This is a genomic window from Terriglobus sp. 2YAB30_2, from assembly GCF_052114765.1.
GTDB lineage: Bacteria > Acidobacteriota > Terriglobia > Terriglobales > Acidobacteriaceae > Terriglobus.
Genome location: NZ_JBFRFJ010000006.1, coordinates 204,327 through 222,513, shown reverse-complemented (window position 1 = coordinate 222,513; position 18,187 = coordinate 204,327). Strand labels below are relative to the sequence as shown.

At 60.5% G+C, this 18,187-nt stretch carries 19 protein-coding genes; 17 read left to right on the top strand and 2 right to left on the bottom strand.

Annotated elements, in window-relative coordinates; translation table 11 throughout:
- Positions 1-62: 62 nt before the first annotated feature.
- Positions 63-608: a carboxymuconolactone decarboxylase family protein gene (locus AB4Y89_RS11770; RefSeq protein WP_442301118.1), complete on the top strand. Its 546-nt coding sequence runs from the start codon at positions 63-65 to the stop codon at positions 606-608.
- Between the two features lie 108 nt (positions 609-716).
- Here AB4Y89_RS11770 and AB4Y89_RS11765 read toward each other — a convergent pair whose 3' ends face one another.
- On the bottom strand, positions 717-1,808 hold the full coding sequence (locus AB4Y89_RS11765) for a M20/M25/M40 family metallo-hydrolase (RefSeq protein WP_442301117.1): 1,092 nt from the start codon (positions 1,806-1,808) through the stop codon (positions 717-719).
- Here AB4Y89_RS11765 and AB4Y89_RS11760 point away from each other — a divergent pair.
- The 7 genes from AB4Y89_RS11760 to pqqE all read left to right on the top strand — a co-directional run bounded on the left by AB4Y89_RS11760 (position 1,808) and on the right by pqqE (position 7,497).
- The gene (locus AB4Y89_RS11760; RefSeq protein WP_442301116.1) at positions 1,808-2,896 is read left to right on the top strand and encodes a lactonase family protein; all 1,089 of its coding nucleotides are present in this window, start codon (positions 1,808-1,810) and stop codon (positions 2,894-2,896) included. The genes AB4Y89_RS11765 and AB4Y89_RS11760 overlap by 1 nt on opposite strands.
- A gap of 121 nt (positions 2,897-3,017) precedes the next feature.
- Complete coding sequence (locus AB4Y89_RS11755; RefSeq protein ID WP_442301115.1) at positions 3,018-4,154, top strand: SH3 domain-containing protein; 1,137 nt, start codon at positions 3,018-3,020, stop codon at positions 4,152-4,154.
- 270 nt (positions 4,155-4,424) lie between these two features.
- The gene (pqqA, locus tag AB4Y89_RS11750) at positions 4,425-4,505 is read left to right on the top strand and encodes a pyrroloquinoline quinone precursor peptide PqqA (RefSeq protein WP_147650507.1); all 81 of its coding nucleotides are present in this window, start codon (positions 4,425-4,427) and stop codon (positions 4,503-4,505) included.
- A 3-nt stretch (positions 4,506-4,508) separates the two neighbouring features.
- Complete coding sequence (gene pqqB / locus AB4Y89_RS11745; RefSeq protein ID WP_442301114.1) at positions 4,509-5,411, top strand: pyrroloquinoline quinone biosynthesis protein PqqB; 903 nt, start codon at positions 4,509-4,511, stop codon at positions 5,409-5,411.
- On the top strand, positions 5,399-6,157 hold the full coding sequence (gene pqqC, locus AB4Y89_RS11740; RefSeq protein WP_442301113.1) for a pyrroloquinoline-quinone synthase PqqC: 759 nt from the start codon (positions 5,399-5,401) through the stop codon (positions 6,155-6,157). Before pqqB ends, pqqC begins: the two co-directional genes overlap by 13 nt.
- Complete coding sequence (locus AB4Y89_RS11735) at positions 6,154-6,414, top strand: PqqD family peptide modification chaperone (RefSeq protein ID WP_442301112.1); 261 nt, start codon at positions 6,154-6,156, stop codon at positions 6,412-6,414. The genes pqqC and AB4Y89_RS11735 overlap by 4 nt, the downstream gene beginning before the upstream one ends.
- A 9-nt stretch (positions 6,415-6,423) precedes the next feature.
- Complete coding sequence (pqqE, locus tag AB4Y89_RS11730) at positions 6,424-7,497, top strand: pyrroloquinoline quinone biosynthesis protein PqqE (protein ID WP_442301111.1); 1,074 nt, start codon at positions 6,424-6,426, stop codon at positions 7,495-7,497.
- Between the two features lie 376 nt (positions 7,498-7,873).
- Here the strand turns inward: pqqE and AB4Y89_RS11725 are convergent, their stop codons facing one another.
- Positions 7,874-8,992: a DegT/DnrJ/EryC1/StrS family aminotransferase gene (locus AB4Y89_RS11725; protein WP_442301110.1), complete on the bottom strand. Its 1,119-nt coding sequence runs from the start codon at positions 8,990-8,992 to the stop codon at positions 7,874-7,876.
- Positions 8,993-9,380: 388 nt separating this feature from the next.
- Between AB4Y89_RS11725 and hfq the strand changes: the two genes are divergently transcribed.
- The 9 genes from hfq to atpC all read left to right on the top strand — a co-directional run bounded on the left by hfq (position 9,381) and on the right by atpC (position 18,097).
- Positions 9,381-9,686 (top strand): RNA chaperone Hfq, encoded by a 306-nt coding sequence (gene hfq, locus AB4Y89_RS11720; RefSeq protein ID WP_442301109.1) that lies wholly within the window; start codon positions 9,381-9,383, stop codon positions 9,684-9,686.
- A 2-nt stretch (positions 9,687-9,688) separates the two neighbouring features.
- A complete protein-coding gene (gene hflX / locus AB4Y89_RS11715; protein ID WP_442301108.1) occupies positions 9,689-11,140 on the top strand; it encodes a GTPase HflX in 1,452 nt (483 codons plus the stop codon).
- 616 nt (positions 11,141-11,756) lie between these two features.
- Positions 11,757-12,221 carry an ATP synthase F0 subunit B gene (locus AB4Y89_RS11710; protein ID WP_442301107.1) on the top strand — a complete coding sequence of 155 codons (465 nt, stop codon included), beginning with the start codon at positions 11,757-11,759 and terminating at the stop codon, positions 12,219-12,221.
- Positions 12,218-12,934, top strand: a complete 717-nt coding sequence (locus AB4Y89_RS11705) for a F0F1 ATP synthase subunit B family protein (RefSeq protein WP_442301106.1) — start codon at positions 12,218-12,220, stop codon at positions 12,932-12,934. The genes AB4Y89_RS11710 and AB4Y89_RS11705 overlap by 4 nt, the downstream gene beginning before the upstream one ends.
- Entirely contained in the window at positions 12,934-13,473 is a 540-nt protein-coding gene (gene atpH / locus AB4Y89_RS11700; RefSeq protein ID WP_442301105.1) for an ATP synthase F1 subunit delta, read from the top strand. Before AB4Y89_RS11705 ends, atpH begins: the two co-directional genes overlap by 1 nt.
- A gap of 87 nt (positions 13,474-13,560) precedes the next feature.
- A complete protein-coding gene (gene atpA, locus AB4Y89_RS11695) occupies positions 13,561-15,108 on the top strand; it encodes a F0F1 ATP synthase subunit alpha (protein WP_442301104.1) in 1,548 nt (515 codons plus the stop codon).
- A gap of 6 nt (positions 15,109-15,114) precedes the next feature.
- Positions 15,115-16,206 carry a F0F1 ATP synthase subunit gamma gene (locus AB4Y89_RS11690; RefSeq protein WP_442301103.1) on the top strand — a complete coding sequence of 364 codons (1,092 nt, stop codon included), beginning with the start codon at positions 15,115-15,117 and terminating at the stop codon, positions 16,204-16,206.
- Between the two features lie 13 nt (positions 16,207-16,219).
- Positions 16,220-17,656 carry a F0F1 ATP synthase subunit beta gene (gene atpD, locus AB4Y89_RS11685; RefSeq protein ID WP_442301102.1) on the top strand — a complete coding sequence of 479 codons (1,437 nt, stop codon included), beginning with the start codon at positions 16,220-16,222 and terminating at the stop codon, positions 17,654-17,656.
- Positions 17,657-17,659: 3 nt separating this feature from the next.
- On the top strand, positions 17,660-18,097 hold the full coding sequence (gene atpC, locus AB4Y89_RS11680) for an ATP synthase F1 subunit epsilon (RefSeq protein ID WP_442301101.1): 438 nt from the start codon (positions 17,660-17,662) through the stop codon (positions 18,095-18,097).
- The last annotated feature ends 90 nt before the right edge of the window (positions 18,098-18,187 follow it).

Sequence of the window (18,187 nt, the reverse complement as noted above, 5' to 3'; positions counted from 1 at the left end):
GTGGCCGCTGCTGGAGTGGCCGCCTTTTCTTGCGCTCGAATGGCGCAGTGAGAGGAGATTTCATGGCACTTGATGATTTGATCGGCAGCCTGCCTGCCTATGCAAAGGACCTGAAGCTGAACTTCAGCTCGCTGGTGCGGCAGAATACGGAGCTGAGCCCCCAGCAGCTTTGGGGTACGGTGGTGAGCACCGCAATCGCGACCCGTAATCCTGAGCTGACGGCGGCGACGATTGAAGAGGCAGCCAAGGTGCTGACCCCACTCGCCCTGGATGCCGCGAAGGCAGCTGCAGCGATCATGGGCATGAACAACATCTACTACCGTTTCCATCACCTCACGGACAACGAGAAGTACGCCACGCTGCCGGCGCGCCTGCGCATGAACGTGCTGCGTACGCATAACGTAGACCACGTCGACTTTGAGCTGTGGTGCCTGGCGGTTTCGGCAGTGAACGCCTGCGGCAAGTGCGTCAGCTCGCACGAGAACGTGGTTCGCCAGAAGGGAATGACGGAAGAGGTGGTGAACGCCGCCATCCGCGTAACCTCAGTGATTCACGCCATCGGTGTAGTGCTGGATGGGGAGAAGGCTTCGCCTACGCCGCAGGCGTAGGCAGTTGCTGGTTGCTAGTTCCTAGTTGAAAAATAAAAGCCCCGTCAAGCGAAGAGCTTGAATGGGGCTTTTGCTTTTTGGGGTCAACTAGGAACCAGCAACCAGCAACTAGTCCTTCTTCTCCGGTTTCCCACCCGGATTCCACATAGGCTGCCAGTTGGTATTAATGAGCCACTCTACGGGCGCTTCCATGGAGGCGATAGCGGTGGTCATGTGTTTGAAGTCGATGGTGGTGATCTCGTCGGTGACCTGGTGGTAGTCGGTGTGGAGGCCGAAGCTGGAGACGGTGTGCGCGATGATGCCTTCGAGCGCCAGGCCGTAGTTGTCGCTGCGCATGAAGAAGTTTTCCTTCGGATGCGGGTCCTGTACGAGGTGGGCGCCGTGCTTCGCGAGCTCCGGTCCAAGGGTGCTGCGTTCAAAGCCGGTAAGCCAGAGGGTACCCTCGGGGACGGCTGAGTCGGAGCGGCCGATCATCTCAAACTCCAGGTTGGCAACGATGCTGGTGAGCGGAATGGGAGGATGGGCGAGGAAGGCCTGGGATCCCAGACCGCCGAACTCCTCGGCACCGAACAGGGCGAAGACGACAGTGCGCTTGGGCGGTTTGGCATGGGCGAGATAGCGGGCGAGGTTGAGCACGGCGGTAGTGCCGGAGGCGTCGTCATCCGCTCCGTTATAAATCGCGTCTCCATTCACGGGCTGTTTGGCGATGCCCAGATGATCGAGATGGGCGGTGAGCAGAATAACTTCGGACTTTAGCTTTGGATCGGTCCCCGGGAGGATGGCGACGGCGTTCCAGGTCTCGAAGCGATCGGCGGGAGCATAGCGTTGTTCGATGCGCTGTTTGGCGCGGTCGGAGAGCTCGACCGGGGCTTTTTGAAGGTAGCTGCCGTTATAGCCGGGTTGCAGGCCGATCTCCTGGAAGACGGCTGCGGCGTACTGGGCAGCAATATGTTCATCCCGTGTGGCCGATCCGCGGCCCTGCAGTGCATCGGATGCGAGAAAATTCATGTCGGCGCGGACCTGCTGTTCCAGAACGGATTGAGGGCTTTGCGCGTCCAACAGGCAGGTCGTCAGGGTCAGCAGCGCGGCGGCGCCAAAGGTCATGCAAGAGCGTTTGAACATGGCCGGATTATAGGCAAAGCCACGGTTCAGACCCAATTCCTGCGACAATGGTGAGCGTGTTGAGGCTGTGTCGAGCATTGCGCTTCTTTGTGGTTCTGCCAATCGTTCTACTGGCGGGTTGCGGTGACTTCTTTCCGCCGATCAAAGGTGGCGGAAGCAGTTCGGGGTCGGACATCGTGTACGTTGCGAATGCCAGTTCGACCTCGGTGACGGCGTATGCCATGTCGACGGGAGCGCTGGTGGCCGTAAGCGGATCGCCGTACACGCTGAGTTTTACGCCGACGGCGATCGCGGTGACTCCGGCAAATACGTTTGTGTATGTCGCGGGTAGTGGCGTGGTGTATGCGTATTCCATCGGTACCGGCGGTGTGCTGACAGCGGCGAACAACGGCGCAGCGGTGGCCAACGGCAATGTGGTGTCGATGGATATCTCGCCGGACGGGAAGTGGCTTTTTACGTTGGATGCCGACGGGACCACGATTGAGGAGTACTCCATCAACACCTCGACTGGCATACTGACGGCGGCCAGCGGAGCGCTATATACCTTCGGTTCGGGAACGACGCCGATACCCAAGGCGATCAAGGTCGCTCCTAATGGCAACTACGTCATAGTGGCTCTGGGAACCGCGGGCGAGATCGTCTACGGCTTCAATACGTCGACGGGCGCAATGAGCGAGAGCCAGCGGCTGTCCGCTCCGGGGTCGACCAGCGATAATGCCATAGCGATGGACAAAAACACGGCATATCTGTTCATCGCCCGCAGCGGAAACTCGGCGGGGCTGGGGGTTTATACCATCGGCACTGGAGGGGCGCTGACAATTGTGAGCGGATCGCCCTTTGCGACCAGCGGCCAGTCGACTTCGGTAGTGGTCGATAACACGGCAACGTACGTCTATGTGGGGAACCAGGGTGACGGTACGATCTCGGGTTTCACCATCGGTACAGGAGGAGCGTTGACGGCGCTCAGCGGATCGCCGTACTCGGCCGGCAAGACCATGACCGCGCTGGCGGCGGACTCCACGGGGAAGTACATTCTGGCGGCAGCCAATGGAGGCTCGCCTGACGTGGGGATGTATGCTTTTGACTCTTCTACAGCGGGGCGGATTTATACCGTCAGCTCAACGACGACGGCGTATGGTCCGGTAGCCGTGGCAGTGACGCACTGACGTGGACGCACTGACGTGGAACGCCCAATGGAAGCCCTTACAGGTGACGCACTAGGTGCATGTTGCGAACCGTGATTCACGCAGGATCATCTGCAGATAGTATCCTCGGAGCTGTCCCGGCGTGATTTTCCCGTCATTCCAACGTAGGTTGTTCACCCTCGCCGCTGTCCTTGTGCTGCTGTCGGGATGCAGCCGCCTGCGCCCTAAACCCAAGGACGAATTCGTCTATGTCACGGCCAAGGGGACGTATTTGCGGGACCGCCTGGCGGCCGTGTCAAACCGCACGGGGAATGTCGACAACGGGCAGAAGCTGAAGATTCTTGAGCGCCAGCGTCACTACTTCCGTGTGGTGACCGACAAGGGCGAGACCGGCTGGATCAACGAGCGGGCGGTTGTGACGCAGGATATCGTCGATCAGTTCGACGCCTTGAAGAAAGAGTATGCCCGGCAGCCGGCGGTGGCCAGCGGTGTGGTGCGGGACGATGTGTACCTGCACCTGAAGCCAGGCCGCGATACAGACCGTTTCTACCGGCTGAATGAAGGAGAGAAGCTGGGGCTCATTGCCCGGGCTACGCTGCCCAAACCTGTGCCAGGTGGAGTTCCGCAGCAGCAAGCGAAGGAAGGTGAGCCGCCTGCGCCTCCGCCGATGGAGGACTGGTGGCTGGTGCGCTCGGGGGACCGGTCGGGCTGGTTGCTCTCGCGCATGATGGACGTCGACGTGCCTGATTCGGTGGCGCGGTATGCCGAAGGGCAGCGCATCGTGGGCAACTACGTGCTGACGAAGGTTGAAGACGATGAGGTTGAAGGCACGGACAAGATGGTGCCCATCTTCGTCACGCTGATGAATAGCTGGAAGGCCGGGCTGCCGTATGACTTCGACCAGGTACGCGTCTTTACCTGGAACCGGGCCAAGCACCGGTACGAGACGGCGTTCCGTGATCGCAATATCCAGGGTTTTCTGCCGGTGGAGGTCAAGACCGATCCGGGCCAGCCGAATGCTCCGCGGCAGAGTGCGAATACGGTACCGGCGCCGTCGTTTGTTTATCGGGTGTTGGCGGCGGACAACGGGCCGGTGGTCCCCGATCCTGTGACCGGAATCTCGAAGCCCTCAAAGCTGGTGCAGAAGACCTACCGGCTGGAGGGAAATATCACGCGCCGGGTGCTGCGTCCGGGCGAGACTCCGCAGGCGGAGGCCAAGGCCAGCGAAGACGAGGCGACCAGGGCCGCTGCGAAGAAGCCTGTCAAAAAACGCAAGTAATTGTGAGACAAAGGTTTGTCTGCGGATTCTTTGAGGATGCCGCCAGCCGACTTTACAGACGTTGCCCGGATCAGGCATTCTCTCTCCACTGAGGCGTACTTAGAGCAATTCTCCTGATCTGTAGTTTTGGATAAATCTGCGAATGCCGTTTTCCTCGAAGGAAAACGGCGCAAACAGCCAAAACTCCGCTCTACACCTTTAGGAGATTTGCTCCACTGTGCGCTCTCAGACGCAGAACTCATTCAGTACCTTGAGAGGAAGAAGCGACACATGAAGACCTGGACCCGTCCTGATTTCAAAGAAGTAAGCCTCGGCTGTGAGATCAACAGCTACTCCCCCGCCGAAATCTAAACCTTGTTTACATTGCAATTGCTGGGAACCGCCGCTGGCGGCGGTTTTCCGCAGTGGAACTGTGCCTGTGCTCTGTGCAATTTCAGCCGCAGGGATCCCGTGCGCTGTACGCCTCGGCTGCAGCTACAGGCCGTGGTGCGTTCACAGGGTCGAAATGTTCTGTTGAATGCAGGTCCAGACCTGCGTGTGCAGATTGAAGCAACACCCACGCTGCAGCCCAGGCCGGAGAATGGTCGGCGGAATACGCCGATTGGGGGCATCGTGCTGACCTCGGCGGATCTGGACCAGGTGCTGGGCCTGTTGCTGATGCGTGAGTTTCAGCCGCTACGGGTCTACGCCACGCCGCTGGTCCGGCGGGTACTGGAAGCTAATAGCTTTTTTCGGATGCTGGAACGGGTGCCGCAGCAGTTGACCTGGATCACGATGCTTCCCGGCGAGCCGTTTGAGTTGCTGCCGGGAGTCACATGTACGGCGATCCCGATGTCGGACGATCTGCCGTATTACGCGAAGAGTTTCGCAGCGAACGCTGAGCCCGGACAGGCCGTAGTCGGGCTGGCTTTGGCGAGTCCGGAACGGAAGGTCGTTTATACGCCGGCGGTTGGACACGTTTCGGAAGCCCTGTACCGGGAGTTTGCGGCGGCGGATGTGATCGCGGTCGACGGTACCTTCTGGAGCGATGATGAGCTGCAACGGGCGCAGCCCGGGACGCCGCTGGCGCGTGAGATCGGTCACCTCCCGATGAGTGGCGAGGATGGCATGATGGCACAGCTTGCGGAACTCCAAGGAGCGCGCAAGGTCTTCGTGCACCTGAACAATACCAATCCCATCCTTGACCGTCAGAGCGATGAGCGTAAGGCCGTGCTCGCCGGAGGTTGGGAGATCGCGGAGGATGGATGGGAGCTGTAACCATGTTGACCGCATGGGAGATGTTGAGCCCAGACGAGCTGCGTGCGCGGCTGCAGGCGGTAGGAGAGGCGAAGTATCACCATCGGCATCCGTTTCATGAGCGGATGCACCGGGGCGAGCTGACGCGCGGGCAACTGCAGGCGTGGGCGCTGAACCGGTACTACTATCAAAGCCGCATTCCTATCAAGGACGCTCTGGTGCTGGCCAAGAGCGACGATCCGGCCTTTCGCCGCGCCTGGCGGAAGCGCATCGTCGATCACGATGGTGATGAGAGTGGATACGGCGGTGTAGAGAAGTGGATCCAGTTGGCGGAGGCCGCAGGTGTTTCGCGTGAAGACACGATTGCCTACAAGGGCGTGCTGCCCGCCGTCATCTTCGCGGTGGATGCGTATCTCGCCCTGGTGCGTGACAGCTCACTGCTGGTCGCTGTAGCGTCAAGTCTGACGGAGCTGTTCTCGCGGCAGTTGATCAGCCTGCGGATGGACCGGATGAAGCTTCACTATCCATATCTGGAGCCGGGGCTGGCCTATTTCGTTGGCCGGCTGACGCAGGCTCCGGAAGACGCGGCGTTTGCTCTGGACTACGTGACGAAGCATGCCCGCAACCGCGAAGAGCAGGAGCAGGTGATCCGCGCGCTGGAACGCAAATGCGAGATCCTGTGGGCACAGCTCGATGCCATTGAGCATGCCTATGTGGTTCCCGGGCTACCGCCCCCGGGATGTTTTCTGCCGAAGGGGGAAGCATGACATGTGACTCGATTCCCCAGATGACACCCGGGTACCGGCTGCATCCCACGCAGGACGTTGTATTGATTCCCGAGGGTGTGTTGGAGCTGAGCGGGCCCTCGCGCGATATTTTGCTGGAGGTGGATGGCAAACGCACCGTGCGTGAGATCGTCCATCATCTGGCGGCGAAATATGAAGGAGCCGATGAGAACGAGATGCTCGACGATGTAGTAGCGCTGCTCGGCCGCCTGGCCGAACGCGGCGTGCTGCAGGGGTGATGTAGACCAATGCCCGCAACGACACGGCCACAATCGCTTATCTGTGAGGTGACTCACCGGTGCCCGCTGCACTGTCTCTACTGCTCGAACCCGATCGAGATGCAGAAGACGGAGACAGAACTCACGGCCGAGGTGTGGCGGCATGTCTTTCAGGAGGCTGCTGCACTGGGTATCCTGCATCTGCATCTCACCGGCGGCGAGCCGCTCGCCCGCAAGGATCTGACGGAGCTGATCCAGGCAGGCCATGACGCGGGRCTATACGTGAACATGGTGACCTCCGGTGTTGGGCTGACGGAAGAGCGGCTTGCAGGGCTGGTTCAGGCCGGGCTGGAGCATTTGCAACTGAGCTTTCAGGATGCAGATGAAGCACGGGCGAACTACATTGCAGGAACAAAGGCGCATGCGTGGAAGCTGGGGCTGGTTCCGCTGATCAAGCGGCAGCGCCTGGCCTTTACGGTGAACCTGGTGGTGCACCGGCAGAACCTTGACCGGTTGGAAGAGATGATTACTCTGGCAGAGTCGCTGGAGCCCAACCGCATCGAGATCGCGCACGTGCAGTACTACGGCTGGGCGCTGAAGAACCGCAGCCTGCTGATGCCGACCGAGGAACAGGTCCGATATGCCTTACCTGTGGTGGAAGCAGCGAAGACGCGTCTGCGGGGAAGAATTCATCTGGACGCCGTGCTGCCGGACTACTATGCCAACTTCCCCAAGGCATGTGTTGGCGGATGGGGACGGCAGATGATCCTCATCGATCCCGCAGGGCGGGCGCTACCGTGCCACTCGGCGGGTATTCTGCCGGGGTTCTGTTTCGACAATGTGCGGGAGAAGAGCCTGTCGTGGATCTGGGAACAGTCGCCTGCATTTGAGCGGTTTCGCGGCGATGCCTGGATGTCGGAGACCTGCCGGAGCTGCGACCGGAAAGACCGCGACTTCGGCGGCTGCCGGTGTCAGGCCTTTCTGTTGACGGGCGATATGGAAGCGATCGATCCGGTGTGTACGTATAGTCCGCAGCACGGGTTGATGGAGGAGCTGCGGAAGCCGGTGGCGGATGATCTGCTGCCGATTTACCGGAATAGTTGAATAGTTGAATGGTTGAATTGTTGAATCGTTGAATGGTGACTTGCGGGTAGCCGGATGGTGGTGGTACCCCGGTAAAGCAGGTCCTTCGCTTTGCTCAGGATGACAGACCGGATCAGGATGACAGACCGGATATGAGTACAAACCGGATATGAGTACAAATCGGGTGCCCCACATACGCGAAGCCTATGTGGGCATTCGCGCTACGCGCGAACCGCTTTTCTGGTTTGTCATCCTGAGCGAACGGGGTCCCCAGACAGCTTTGCTGGCTGGGGTGACAAAGCGAAGGACCTGCTTCATCCGCCACAATCGCCTAAACATCTCACGCGAAGCACCATTCAACGATCCAACCATTCAACTATTCAACCGCCTTTTAGCTTTAGCTATAGAACTCCGCGATCCGCTGGACAACTAACTCCTGCTCGTCGAGCCGCAGTCCCGGGAAGATCGGCAGTGCCAGAACCTCATGCGCTGCCTGTTCGGAGTGGGGGAACGTACCCGCCTTATAGCCAAGATGGGCGAGTGATGGCTGCAGATGGATAGGCAACGGGTAATAGATCTCGGTGCCGATCCTATGGGCGGTGAGGTGGGTACGCAGGTCGTTGCGGCGCGGGGCGCGGATGACGTACTGGTGCCAGGCGGAGTGGGCGTTGGTCAGCATCTCCGGCAGCGTGATGGCGCCGACCAGGCCGGCCTGCTGGAAGAGATGCAGGTAGTTTTCCGCGATCCGGGCGCGCTCTTCGTTGCCGCCGATGACATACTTCAGGCGGACGTTCAGCACCGCGGCCTGGAAGCTGTCGAGGCGGGCGTTCCATCCGATCTCATCGTGGAAGTAGCGCTGGCGCATGCCGTGGGTGCGCAGGGCGCGTGCATGGTCGGCGACGCTGTCGTCGTTGGTGGTGACCATGCCGGCATCGCCCATGGCGGCGAGGTTCTTGGTGGGGTAGAAGCTGAAGGCCGCGGAGGCGCCGAGGCTGCCGGCCGGAGTATCTTTCCAGCGTGCTCCCCAGGCCTGGGCGGCGTCTTCGACCAGCAGCAGCTTATGGCGGTCTGTGAGCTGTTGGAAGTGGTCCCAGTCGATGGGTTGACCGTAGAGGTGAACCGGGAGAATGGCCTTGGTGCGCGGGGTAATCGCGGCCTCGGCAGCGGCCGGAGAGAGATTGAAAGTGACGGGGTCAATATCGGCGAAGACCGGGGTAGCACCCGCACGCAGGATGGCCGAGGTGGAGGCGAAGAAGCTGAACGGGGTAGTGATGACCTCATCACCCGGGCCTATGCCGGCGGCTGCCAGGGCAAGCCAGAGGGCGTCTGTGCCGGAGGCGCAGCCGATGGCATGTTTTACCTGCAGAGCACTGGCGGCGGCGGCCTCAAATTGTTCGACTTCGGGTCCAAGGATGAACTTCTGGGAGTCGGCGACCAGTTCCAGGGCAGCGAGAATCTCTTCGCGGCGGAGCTGGTATTCACGGGAAAAATCGAGCAGAGGAACGGCGTTCGGCACGAGGTTGATCTTAAGCTTCCCGGCAGACGAAAGAAAGTGACGGCTTGGAGCATTTTCCCTGCGGGTGTGATGTCGGGCTTCTGTATCTATGGGCGTTTTCCGTAATGAAAACGCCGCTGCACGCCCCTTCTTTCGGGATACCCGGCAACAGGGAAAATGCATTGTGCGAAGAAACAATCAAATTTTGAGCAGCCTAAGGGCTACCCTGCGCGTCTATTAGGGCAGCAAGTGTTGAAAAATCGCCACAATGCTCGTATTGTGAACTCGCTCAAGACTTTTGAGTCTGGACGCCGCTGCAGTTTCTCTCACATAACCCGGGGGAAGCGGTGCAGCTTCACTGTTTCCAGCAACGCATTTTGAACCAGAAATCTAAAAGGAGATCGGCCTTATGGATTCGAAGCCGGCGCAGAACATTCAGGACACTTTTCTCAACACCGTCCGCAAAGACAAGAGCCCCATCACGATCTACCTCGTAAGCGGCGTGAAGCTGACGGGCCGTATTCGCTCCTTCGACAAGTATTCCGTGCTGCTCGAGAACAATAGTCAGGAGCAGTTGATCTTCAAGCACGCTATCTCCACCGTGGTCAGTGGGCGTTCCGCTACGGGACACGGCGACCGGCCGCATGGATCCGCCATGTCACATGGCGCTCCTTCGTCGGCTGCTGTCGCCGCGCATGAGCCCGCAGGCGCCTAGCATTGGCAGACATACAGAAGCCGCGGCTTCTCGTAGAGAGGCTGCGGCAGGCTGACGAACTGCGCGAGCGCAGTCTGAGCGCGCACGCGGAGCGAGCTGTCCTGGTCGCGGTAGAGTTTACCGGCGAGCGGCGGCGGGTTCCGCATGTCGCCGCACAGGCGCGCGCCTCTGCGGCTATTGACGCTGCAGTGCCCGACGTTCCCACGCCGCCGGCGGTTCCTGTGGCCGACCTCGACTTTGAGGCCGCGCTGGAGGAGTTCCGTGAGTTGGCGCGTTCGGCCGGCGCGGAGATCGCTTCGGTCATGATCCAGCGCCGGCAGAAGCCTGACCCCGCGTTGCTGGTGGGTCAGGGTAAGGCGGAAGAGATTGCCGCCATGGCTGAGAGCACGGGCGCAGAGCTGGTGCTGTTCGACCACGATCTCTCTCCCTCGCAGCTTCGCAATCTTGAAAAGCTGTTGCCATGCCGTGTGATTGATCGCACGCAGCTTATCCTCGACATCTTTGCCCGTCACGCGCGGACCCGTGAGGGCCATTTGCAGGTAGAACTGGCGCAGCTCGAGTACCAGTTGCCGCGGCTTGCCGGACGAGGCAAGGCAATGAGCCAGCTTGGCGGCGGTATCGGCACCCGTGGCCCCGGCGAAACGAAGCTCGAAACCGACCGTCGGCGCATCCATGTCCGCATCGATCATGTAAAAGCACAGCTCGAGCAGGTGCGGCGCATCCGCCGCCAGCAGCGGCAGCGGCGCGAAGGTGTCCCGGTACCGGTGGTGGCGCTGGTGGGCTATACCAACGCAGGCAAGAGCACGTTGTTCAATGCGCTGACAGAGGCGGGCGTGCTGGAGTCGAGTCGCATGTTCGCAACGCTCGACCCGAAGCTGCGTCAGCTTGCGCTGCCTTCACGGCGCAAGGTGTTGCTCAGCGATACGGTCGGCTTTATCCGCAATCTGCCGCACACGCTGGTCACCAGCTTCCGCGCCACTCTGGAAGAGGTGGAACGCGCGGAGATTCTGCTGCATGTGCGCGATGTTTCGTCGCCGATGCTGGATGAGCAGAAGACACAGGTGGAAAAGGTGCTGGGAGAGCTCGATGCCGGACGCAAGCCGGTGATTGAGGTGCTGAACAAGGCCGATCTGTTAAGCGAGGCGCAGCGGAAAGACCTCTGGCATCACGCTGGTAAAAGCGATCTGGTCACGGTGAGCGCGAAGACCGGCGAGGGCCTGGAACGGTTAATCACGCTGATCGATGAACGTATCGGCGGCGAAGGAGCGGCTGATCCTACGGAGACGGCCGAGTTCCGCATTCCTCAGAAGCAGGGCGCGGCGCTGGCGGCGATTGAGGCCGGGGCGTTTATTGAGAAGAAGCGGTTTGAGGGGAACCTGGTCTATCTGCGCGCGCGGGGCCCGGCGAGTCTGTTGGGGCGGTATCGGCGGTTTCAGTTGGAGTCGGCGTCGTAGGTGGCAGGAACGTAGTTTTTGTTTGTCATCCTGGGCGAACGCGAAGGACCCGCTTTACGCGATGCATCCCGTAGGAATCTGCTTTTCCCGATGCTGCCCAGAAAAAATAGGTAGAAAAGCAGATTTCTCCGGTAGCCGGCCGGGACCCCGAGTGCTACGAAATGACAAACAAAAAACGGTTCGAGCTTCGCTCGAATACCCACGTCCCAGAATCGGGACACCACCCCAACGAAACAAGTTCGTTGGGGACCCCGGGACATCGGGCACCCGGTGTATGGGCATCCGGAGTTGAGCGTTTAAATGACCAGGCCGCCTCAAAGAGGGGGAGCGGAGAGTGTCCCCGGCGAGGCGGCCTGATTGACCCTGAATTGGGTCCAGGTGGTGACTTAAAGGGTACTCCGGTTCCCAAGGGAGTCAAGTACTTTTCGGGGATATTTCAGGGATGTCAAATTGTGCGAATAGCGATGCGTGGGTTCTGTTATCGCACGAATCCACATTGACATGCCCCAAAATGCCTTGTTACAAATAAGATGTCGAAGGGAAGAAAAGAAAGCCTCTTTCGCTGCCCTGAAGATCCGTTCCCGCGGTTACGGCAGCTTTCCTGACAAGTCATTTCATGAATGAGATCCTAGCTAAACTCAGCGAACTTGTGCTCGGCTCCGTGCCGACGATTGTGTTGTTTCCGCTCGTGGTAATCGCCTATACCGTACTGGTGCGCCGTCCTCTTGAGAAGACGCTGGCCGAGCGCCGGGCGCGTACATCGGGCGCCATGGAGCAGGCTAAGTCTGCTGTAGCCTCCGCTGAAAGCAAGACGTCGGAGTATGAAGAGCGGTTGCGCGTTGCGCGTGCCGAGATCTTCGAGGCCCGCCAGAAGCGTGTGCAGCAGTTCAACGCCGAGCGCGAAGCCATCCTGGCCGAAGCGCGTGAGCAGGCGCAAACGCGTATCACCGCTGCCCGCCAGCAGGTCGAGCAAAGCGTGACCGAGGCGAAGAGGCAGATTGAGGTGGCCAGCGAGCAGCTTTCAGCTCAGGTGGTTAAGGCCATTCTTTCTGCGGGAGTTCTGGCGGGAGGAGCCCAGTGAAGTTGAAGAAGATTTTGTTTGCGGCGATGCTCGCCGGTGTTCTTGCTGTGCCCGCGCCGCTGACCTTTGCGCAGGAAACTGCTCCCGTCCCCGCGCCTGCAGCCAAGCAGGATAAGGCGGAGCTGACCGCTCCTGAAGAGCAGAAGTCCGAGAAGAAGGACGAAGAGTCCAACGAGGCCTTCCTGAAGAGCCCGATGGTAGTAAAGATCGGCCATGCCCTGGGCATGCAGCCAGACACCGCTGCCACCGCCTTCCAGGTGCTGAACTTTGCGATCCTCGCGATTGCCGTTCTCTATGGCCTGATGAAGTCGCTGCCCAAGGCCTTCCGTAACCGTTCCGCCACGATCGGCAAGCAGATCAATGAAGCCCGCTCGGCGACCGAGGCCGCCAATGCCCGCATGTCCGCCGTCGAGGCTCGCCTGGCGAAGCTGGATGGTGAGATTGCTGCGCTGAAGTCGCAGGCCGCCGCCGATGCCGCCGCGGAAGAGACACGGATGAAGGCGCAGCTCGAGGACGAGAAGAACCGGATTGTCGCCGCCGCCGAACAGGAGATTGGCGCAGCCAGTGCCCACGCACAGCGCGCCATCAAAGAGTACGCCGCCGACCTGGCGATCTCGCAGGCAGCGCAGAAGCTGCAGGTTACGGCTGAGACTGACCGCCTGTTGATCCGCAGCTTTGCGGACCGTCTGGGCGGAAACGGAGGCCAGAACTAATGGCAGATGTCGCTGTTCGTTACGCGCACGCCTTTGCGGATGTGGTAGCCGCTTCGCAGCTCAACCGCGAGCAGATTCGCCAGCAGCTTGAGGATTTTGCAGGAACGCTGGCCGGCAGCCGCGAGCTGCGGGAACTTCTCGAGAACCCGTCGATCGACCAGGCCACCAAGGTAAAGGTGCTGGACGCGGTGGGTGGACGGATTGGTTTCGACCGGCCGGTACGGAACTTTCTGGCGGTGCTGACCGCACACGGCCGCATGGAGATGCTGGGCGATGTGCTGGATCAGTACAATGCCATCGCTGACAGACAAGCTGGAATTTCGGAGGCTGAGATCATCAGCGCCCATCCTTTGACCGACGAGGATAAGGCGCTGCTGGAACGGAAGGCCGGAGCTCTGGCCGGTGGAAAGGTTCGCGCCAGCTATAAGCAGGACGCCTCTCTGCTGGGTGGAGCAATTATCAGGATTGGATCGACGTTGTATGACGGCTCGGTCAAGGCGCAGTTGGCCCAGTTGAAACAGAAGCTGGTCAACGCGTAAGCCGCGGCGGAAACGTACAAGACACACCGCGACAAACGAAGCATCAAGATTGAAGAAGTATCAAGGGATTGAAGAGGAAACGACGGAATGGCTCAGATCAAGGCAGATGAGATAACCGAACTTCTGCGGCAGCAGATTGAGAACTACGAGCAGCGTGTACAGGTCGACGAGGTCGGCACCGTGATCTCGCTGGGCGACGGTATCGCCCGTATCCACGGCCTGGACAAGGTCATGGCCGGTGAGCTGATCGAGTTCCCCAAGGGCATTGCCGGTCTGGCCATGAACCTGGACGAGGGCCAGGTGGGCGCCGTGGTTCTGGGCGATTACACCCAGATCAGCGAAGGCGACCAGGTCAAGCGTACGGGCACGATTATGTCGGTTCCGGTAGGCGAGGCGATGGTGGGCCGCGTGGTCAACGCGCTTGGCCAGCCGATCGACGACAAGGGACCGATCAATACACCGCATTCACTGCCTATCGAGCGTATCGCTCCGGGCGTTATCGACCGTCAGTCGGTTACCGAGCCGATGGCGACCGGTATCAAGGCCATTGACTCGATGATTCCGATTGGCCGTGGACAGCGTGAGTTGCTGATCGGCGACCGCCAGACCGGTAAAACCGCCGTTGCTCTGGACACCATCATCAACTCGGCGAAGAACGACCTGATCTGCATCTACTGCGCGATCGGTCAGAAGCGTTCGTCGGTAGCCCAGGTGGTGCAGACGCTGGAAGAGAAGGGCGCGATGGCCTATACGGTCGTCGTCGCCGCAACGGCCTCCGAGCCGGCGCCGATGTCTTATCTGGCTCCCTACACTGCTACCGCTATCGGTGAGTACTTCCGCGACAACGGCAAGCACGCGCTGGTGATCTATGACGATCTGTCGAAGCACGCCGTGGCCTACCGCGAGATCTCGCTGCTGCTGCGCCGTCCTCCGGGCCGTGAAGCTTACCCCGGCGACGTCTTCTATCTGCACTCGCGTCTGCTGGAGCGTTCGGCCAAGATGAGCAAGGAGAAGGGCGGCGGTTCGCTGACGGCTCTTCCGATCATCGAGACCCAGGCCGGCGACGTTGCGGCGTACATTCCGACGAACGTCATCTCGATCACCGATGGTCAGATCTTCCTCGAGACCGATCTGTTCAACTCGGGTATCCGCCCAGCCGTGAACGTAGGTCTGTCGGTAAGCCGTGTAGGATTCGCCGCCGCCATCAAGGCGACCAAGCAGGTGGGTTCGACGCTGAAGCTTGACCTGGCGCAATATCGTGAGCTCGCGGCCTTCGCGCAGTTCGGTTCGGATCTCGATCCGGCCACGCAGCGCCAGCTCGCCCGCGGTCAGCGTCTGACGGAGCTGCTGAAGCAGCCGCAGTTTCAGCCGCTGCCGGCCGAGAAGCAGGTTGCGATTCTGTTCGCCGGAACCCAGGGCCTGCTGGACGATGTCGAAGTGAAGCAGCTCCGTGCGTTCGAGGATGGTCTGTTCCCGTTCCTCGAAGCCAACGGCAATGGCGTGCTGAACGACATCGCGACGAAGAAGCAGCTCGACGACGAGGTCAAGAAGAAGCTGACCGACGGCATCACCGAGTACAAAAAGACATTCCTCGCGGAGCGTAAGCCGAAGGAGGTTGCGGCCGCCAAGGCCTAACCGACTATGGCAAGCGTTCTCGATCTACGACGCCGTATCCGCAGCGTGAAAAACACGCGGCAGATCACCAAGGCGATGAAGATGGTTTCGGCGGCCAAGCTGCGCCGTGCGCAGGAGGCCGCGCTGCAGGCGCGTCCTTACGCGCAGATGATCACGTCCGTGCTGGAATCGCTGCAGCGCCGCGCCGATATCTACGATCACAATACGGGCGAAGCTCTCCATCCGCTGCTGGTGCAGCGCGAGGAGAAGAACGTCCTCGTGGTGGTGGTTGCGGGCGACAAGGGCTTTGCCGGAGCGTTCAACTCCAACATCGTGCGCGCCGCTTCGACCTTTGTGCGCGAGCGTGAAACCCGCGGTCAGAATGTGGACGTGGAGCCGGTGGGCCGCAAGGCGAGGGATGCCTTCCGCCGTCTGTATCCCCGGGCCGTGTATGAGCGCAAGACGGAGAAGTACGACAACGATCTCTCGGAGCATCACGAGATCATTCGTCATCGTGCCCAAAAGGTGGAGCTGACCGGTGAGCATGAGCTGATGCTGGCTCGTCTGGACTTCAACACGGTGCACGCGATGGTGCGCGATATTGTCGCCCGGTTTGAGCGGGCCGAGATCGACTCCGTCTATGTGGTCTTCAACGAGTTCAAGAGCGTGATTGCGCAGCGCGTTGTTGTCGAGAAGCTGCTGCCGATCGCCAAGCTGGGAGCTCCGGAGATCACTGCTGCCGAAGAGATGTCGGTTGAGCAGAAGGAAGCCGCCGGACATGCGGCGCGTTCCGCCGGTGTCAGCACGCTGGAGCCGGAAGAGACCGCGATCGAGCGCGAGGCCAAGAAGTTCGGCACCGCTGATGTGGACTACATCTTCGACCAGAGCCCGGCACGCATCTTCAAGCACCTGATGCCGAAGTACATTGAGACCCAGATCCTGCACGCGATGCTGGAGTCGGCGGCTGCGGAACATGCCGCTCGTATGACAGCGATGGATAACGCCACGAGCAACGCGGGTGACATGATTGACGCGCTGAGCTTGACGATGAACCGCGCACGCCAGGCGGCCATCACGAAGGAACTGATCGAGATTGTGAGCGGCGCGGCCGCTCTGTAAGAGAGAAGGATTTATGGCAGAGAACATTGGACACGTAGTTTCCATCAGCGGCCCGGCCGTTGACGTGCAGTTCGAAGAGTCGAATATGCCGCCTATCTACCAGGCGCTGCGTATCACCAGCGAGGGCTTCACCACGCCCTATCCCATCGACGTCATCGTCGAGGTGCAGCAGCATCTGGGCGAGGGCCGTGTGCGTACCGTCGCCATGACGGCGACCGAAGGCATGGTCCGCGGCATGAAGGCGCAGGACACCGGCGGCCCCATCACCGTTCCCGTGGGCCGTGAGACCCTGGGCCGTGTGCTCAACGTTCTGGGGCAGCCCGTGGACGAGCTGGGACCGGTTCAGGCGAAGACCTTCAGGTCGATTCACCGTCAGGCCCCGGCCTTCGACGAGCAGTCGACCTCGGAAGAGATGTTCGAAACCGGCATCAAGGTCGTCGACCTGATCCAGCCCTTCTTGAAGGGCGGTAAGATCGGTCTCTTCGGCGGCGCCGGTGTAGGCAAGACGGTTCTGATTCAGGAGCTGATCAACAACGTCGCCATGAAGCACGGCGGCTTCTCCGTCTTCGCCGGTGTAGGCGAGCGTACCCGTGAAGGAAACGACCTCTGGCACGAGTTCCAGGAGTCGGGCGTTATCGATCCCCACGACTGGACCAAGTCCAAAGCCTCACTCATCTATGGCCAGATGACCGAGCCGCCGGGCGCGCGTCTGCGCGTAGCTCTGACCGGTCTGACCATCGCGGAGCACTTCCGTGATGAAGAAGGCGCGGACACGCTGCTGTTCATCGACAACATCTTCCGCTTCACGCAGGCGGGTTCCGAGGTATCCACGCTGCTGGGCCGTATGCCTTCGGCCGTAGGTTACCAGCCGAACCTGGCGACCGAGATGGGTCAGCTGCAGGAGCGTATTACCTCGACCAAGAAGGGTTCGGTTACGTCGGTGCAGGCTGTGTATGTTCCGGCTGACGATCTTACTGACCCGGCTCCGGCGACCACCTTTGCTCACCTTGACGCCACCACCGTGCTCTCGCGTGCGCTGACGGAAATCGGTATTTATCCCGCCGTCGATCCGCTGGCTTCGAACTCGCGCATTCTGATTCCGCGCGTAGTCGGTGACGAGCACTATCGTGTCGCCCAGGCCGTGAAGGGAATTCTGCAGCGTTATAAGGATCTGCAGGACATCATCGCGATTCTCGGTATCGACGAGCTCTCGGAAGAGGACAAGATCACCGTGGCCCGCGCGCGTAAGGTGCAGCGCTTCCTGTCGCAGCCCTTCCACGTGGCCGAGATCTTCACCGGCAACCCGGGCAAGTACGTCAAGGTCGCCGACACGGTCCGCTCCTTCAAGGAGATCATCGAAGGCAAGCACGACAGCATTCCGGAACAGGCCTTCTACATGAAGGGCTCGATCGAGGAAGTGCTCGAAGCCGCGGAGAAGATGAAGAAGTAAGCCATGGCCGAGACAACACACAATACGGGACTTCTCTCGGTGCGGTTGGTCACGCCGCAGCGCGTGGTGGTCGACACCACCGCTGAGGCGGTGGAGCTGCCGTCGATGTCCGGCTACCTGGAGACGCTGTACGGCGCCTCTCCGCTGCTGGCCGAACTGGGCGCCGGCGAGGTTCGCCTGCACGGCGGCGCTTCGGGCAACGAGAAGTTCTTCGTAGCCTGGGGCTTTGCCGAGGTACTGCCGGAGCGTGTGACTATCCTGGCCGAACAGGCAATGCGTCCAAGCGAGATCAACGTGGAGCAGGCCAAGGCTGACCTTCTGCAGGGTGAGAAGGACTGGGCCAATGCCGGAGATGAAGCGCAGGCATACGACGATGCCAATGCTGAGATCCGCGTGGCTGAAGAGAAGATCGCTTCGGCTGAGGGTAAGGCGAGCCACTAACCTTTTGTAGGAATGAAATGCAAAGGCGCGGACTTCGGTCCGCGCCTTTGCTTGCATCAACTAGTCTAGTGATGAGAAGCGCGTTTCCCG

Excerpts from the sequence above, each read along its gene's own strand:
- pqqA (WP_147650507.1), top strand. The coding sequence starts at position 4,425 with ATGAAGACCTGGACCCGTCCTGATTTCAAAGAAGTAAGCCTCGGCTGT.
- AB4Y89_RS11770 (WP_442301118.1), top strand. The coding sequence starts at position 63 with ATGGCACTTGATGATTTGATCGGCAGCCTGCCTGCCTATGCAAAGGAC.
- AB4Y89_RS11735 (WP_442301112.1), top strand. The coding sequence starts at position 6,154 with ATGACATGTGACTCGATTCCCCAGATGACACCCGGGTACCGGCTGCAT.
- hfq (WP_442301109.1), top strand. The coding sequence starts at position 9,381 with ATGGATTCGAAGCCGGCGCAGAACATTCAGGACACTTTTCTCAACACC.
- atpA (WP_442301104.1), top strand. The coding sequence starts at position 13,561 with ATGGCTCAGATCAAGGCAGATGAGATAACCGAACTTCTGCGGCAGCAG.
- atpH (WP_442301105.1), top strand. The coding sequence starts at position 12,934 with ATGGCAGATGTCGCTGTTCGTTACGCGCACGCCTTTGCGGATGTGGTA.
- AB4Y89_RS11690 (WP_442301103.1), top strand. The coding sequence starts at position 15,115 with ATGGCAAGCGTTCTCGATCTACGACGCCGTATCCGCAGCGTGAAAAAC.
- atpC (WP_442301101.1), top strand. The coding sequence starts at position 17,660 with ATGGCCGAGACAACACACAATACGGGACTTCTCTCGGTGCGGTTGGTC.
- AB4Y89_RS11710 (WP_442301107.1), top strand. The coding sequence starts at position 11,757 with ATGAATGAGATCCTAGCTAAACTCAGCGAACTTGTGCTCGGCTCCGTG.
- AB4Y89_RS11765 (WP_442301117.1), bottom strand. The coding sequence starts at position 1,808 with ATGCTCGACACAGCCTCAACACGCTCACCATTGTCGCAGGAATTGGGT.
- pqqC (WP_442301113.1), top strand. The coding sequence starts at position 5,399 with ATGGGAGCTGTAACCATGTTGACCGCATGGGAGATGTTGAGCCCAGAC.
- atpD (WP_442301102.1), top strand. The coding sequence starts at position 16,220 with ATGGCAGAGAACATTGGACACGTAGTTTCCATCAGCGGCCCGGCCGTT.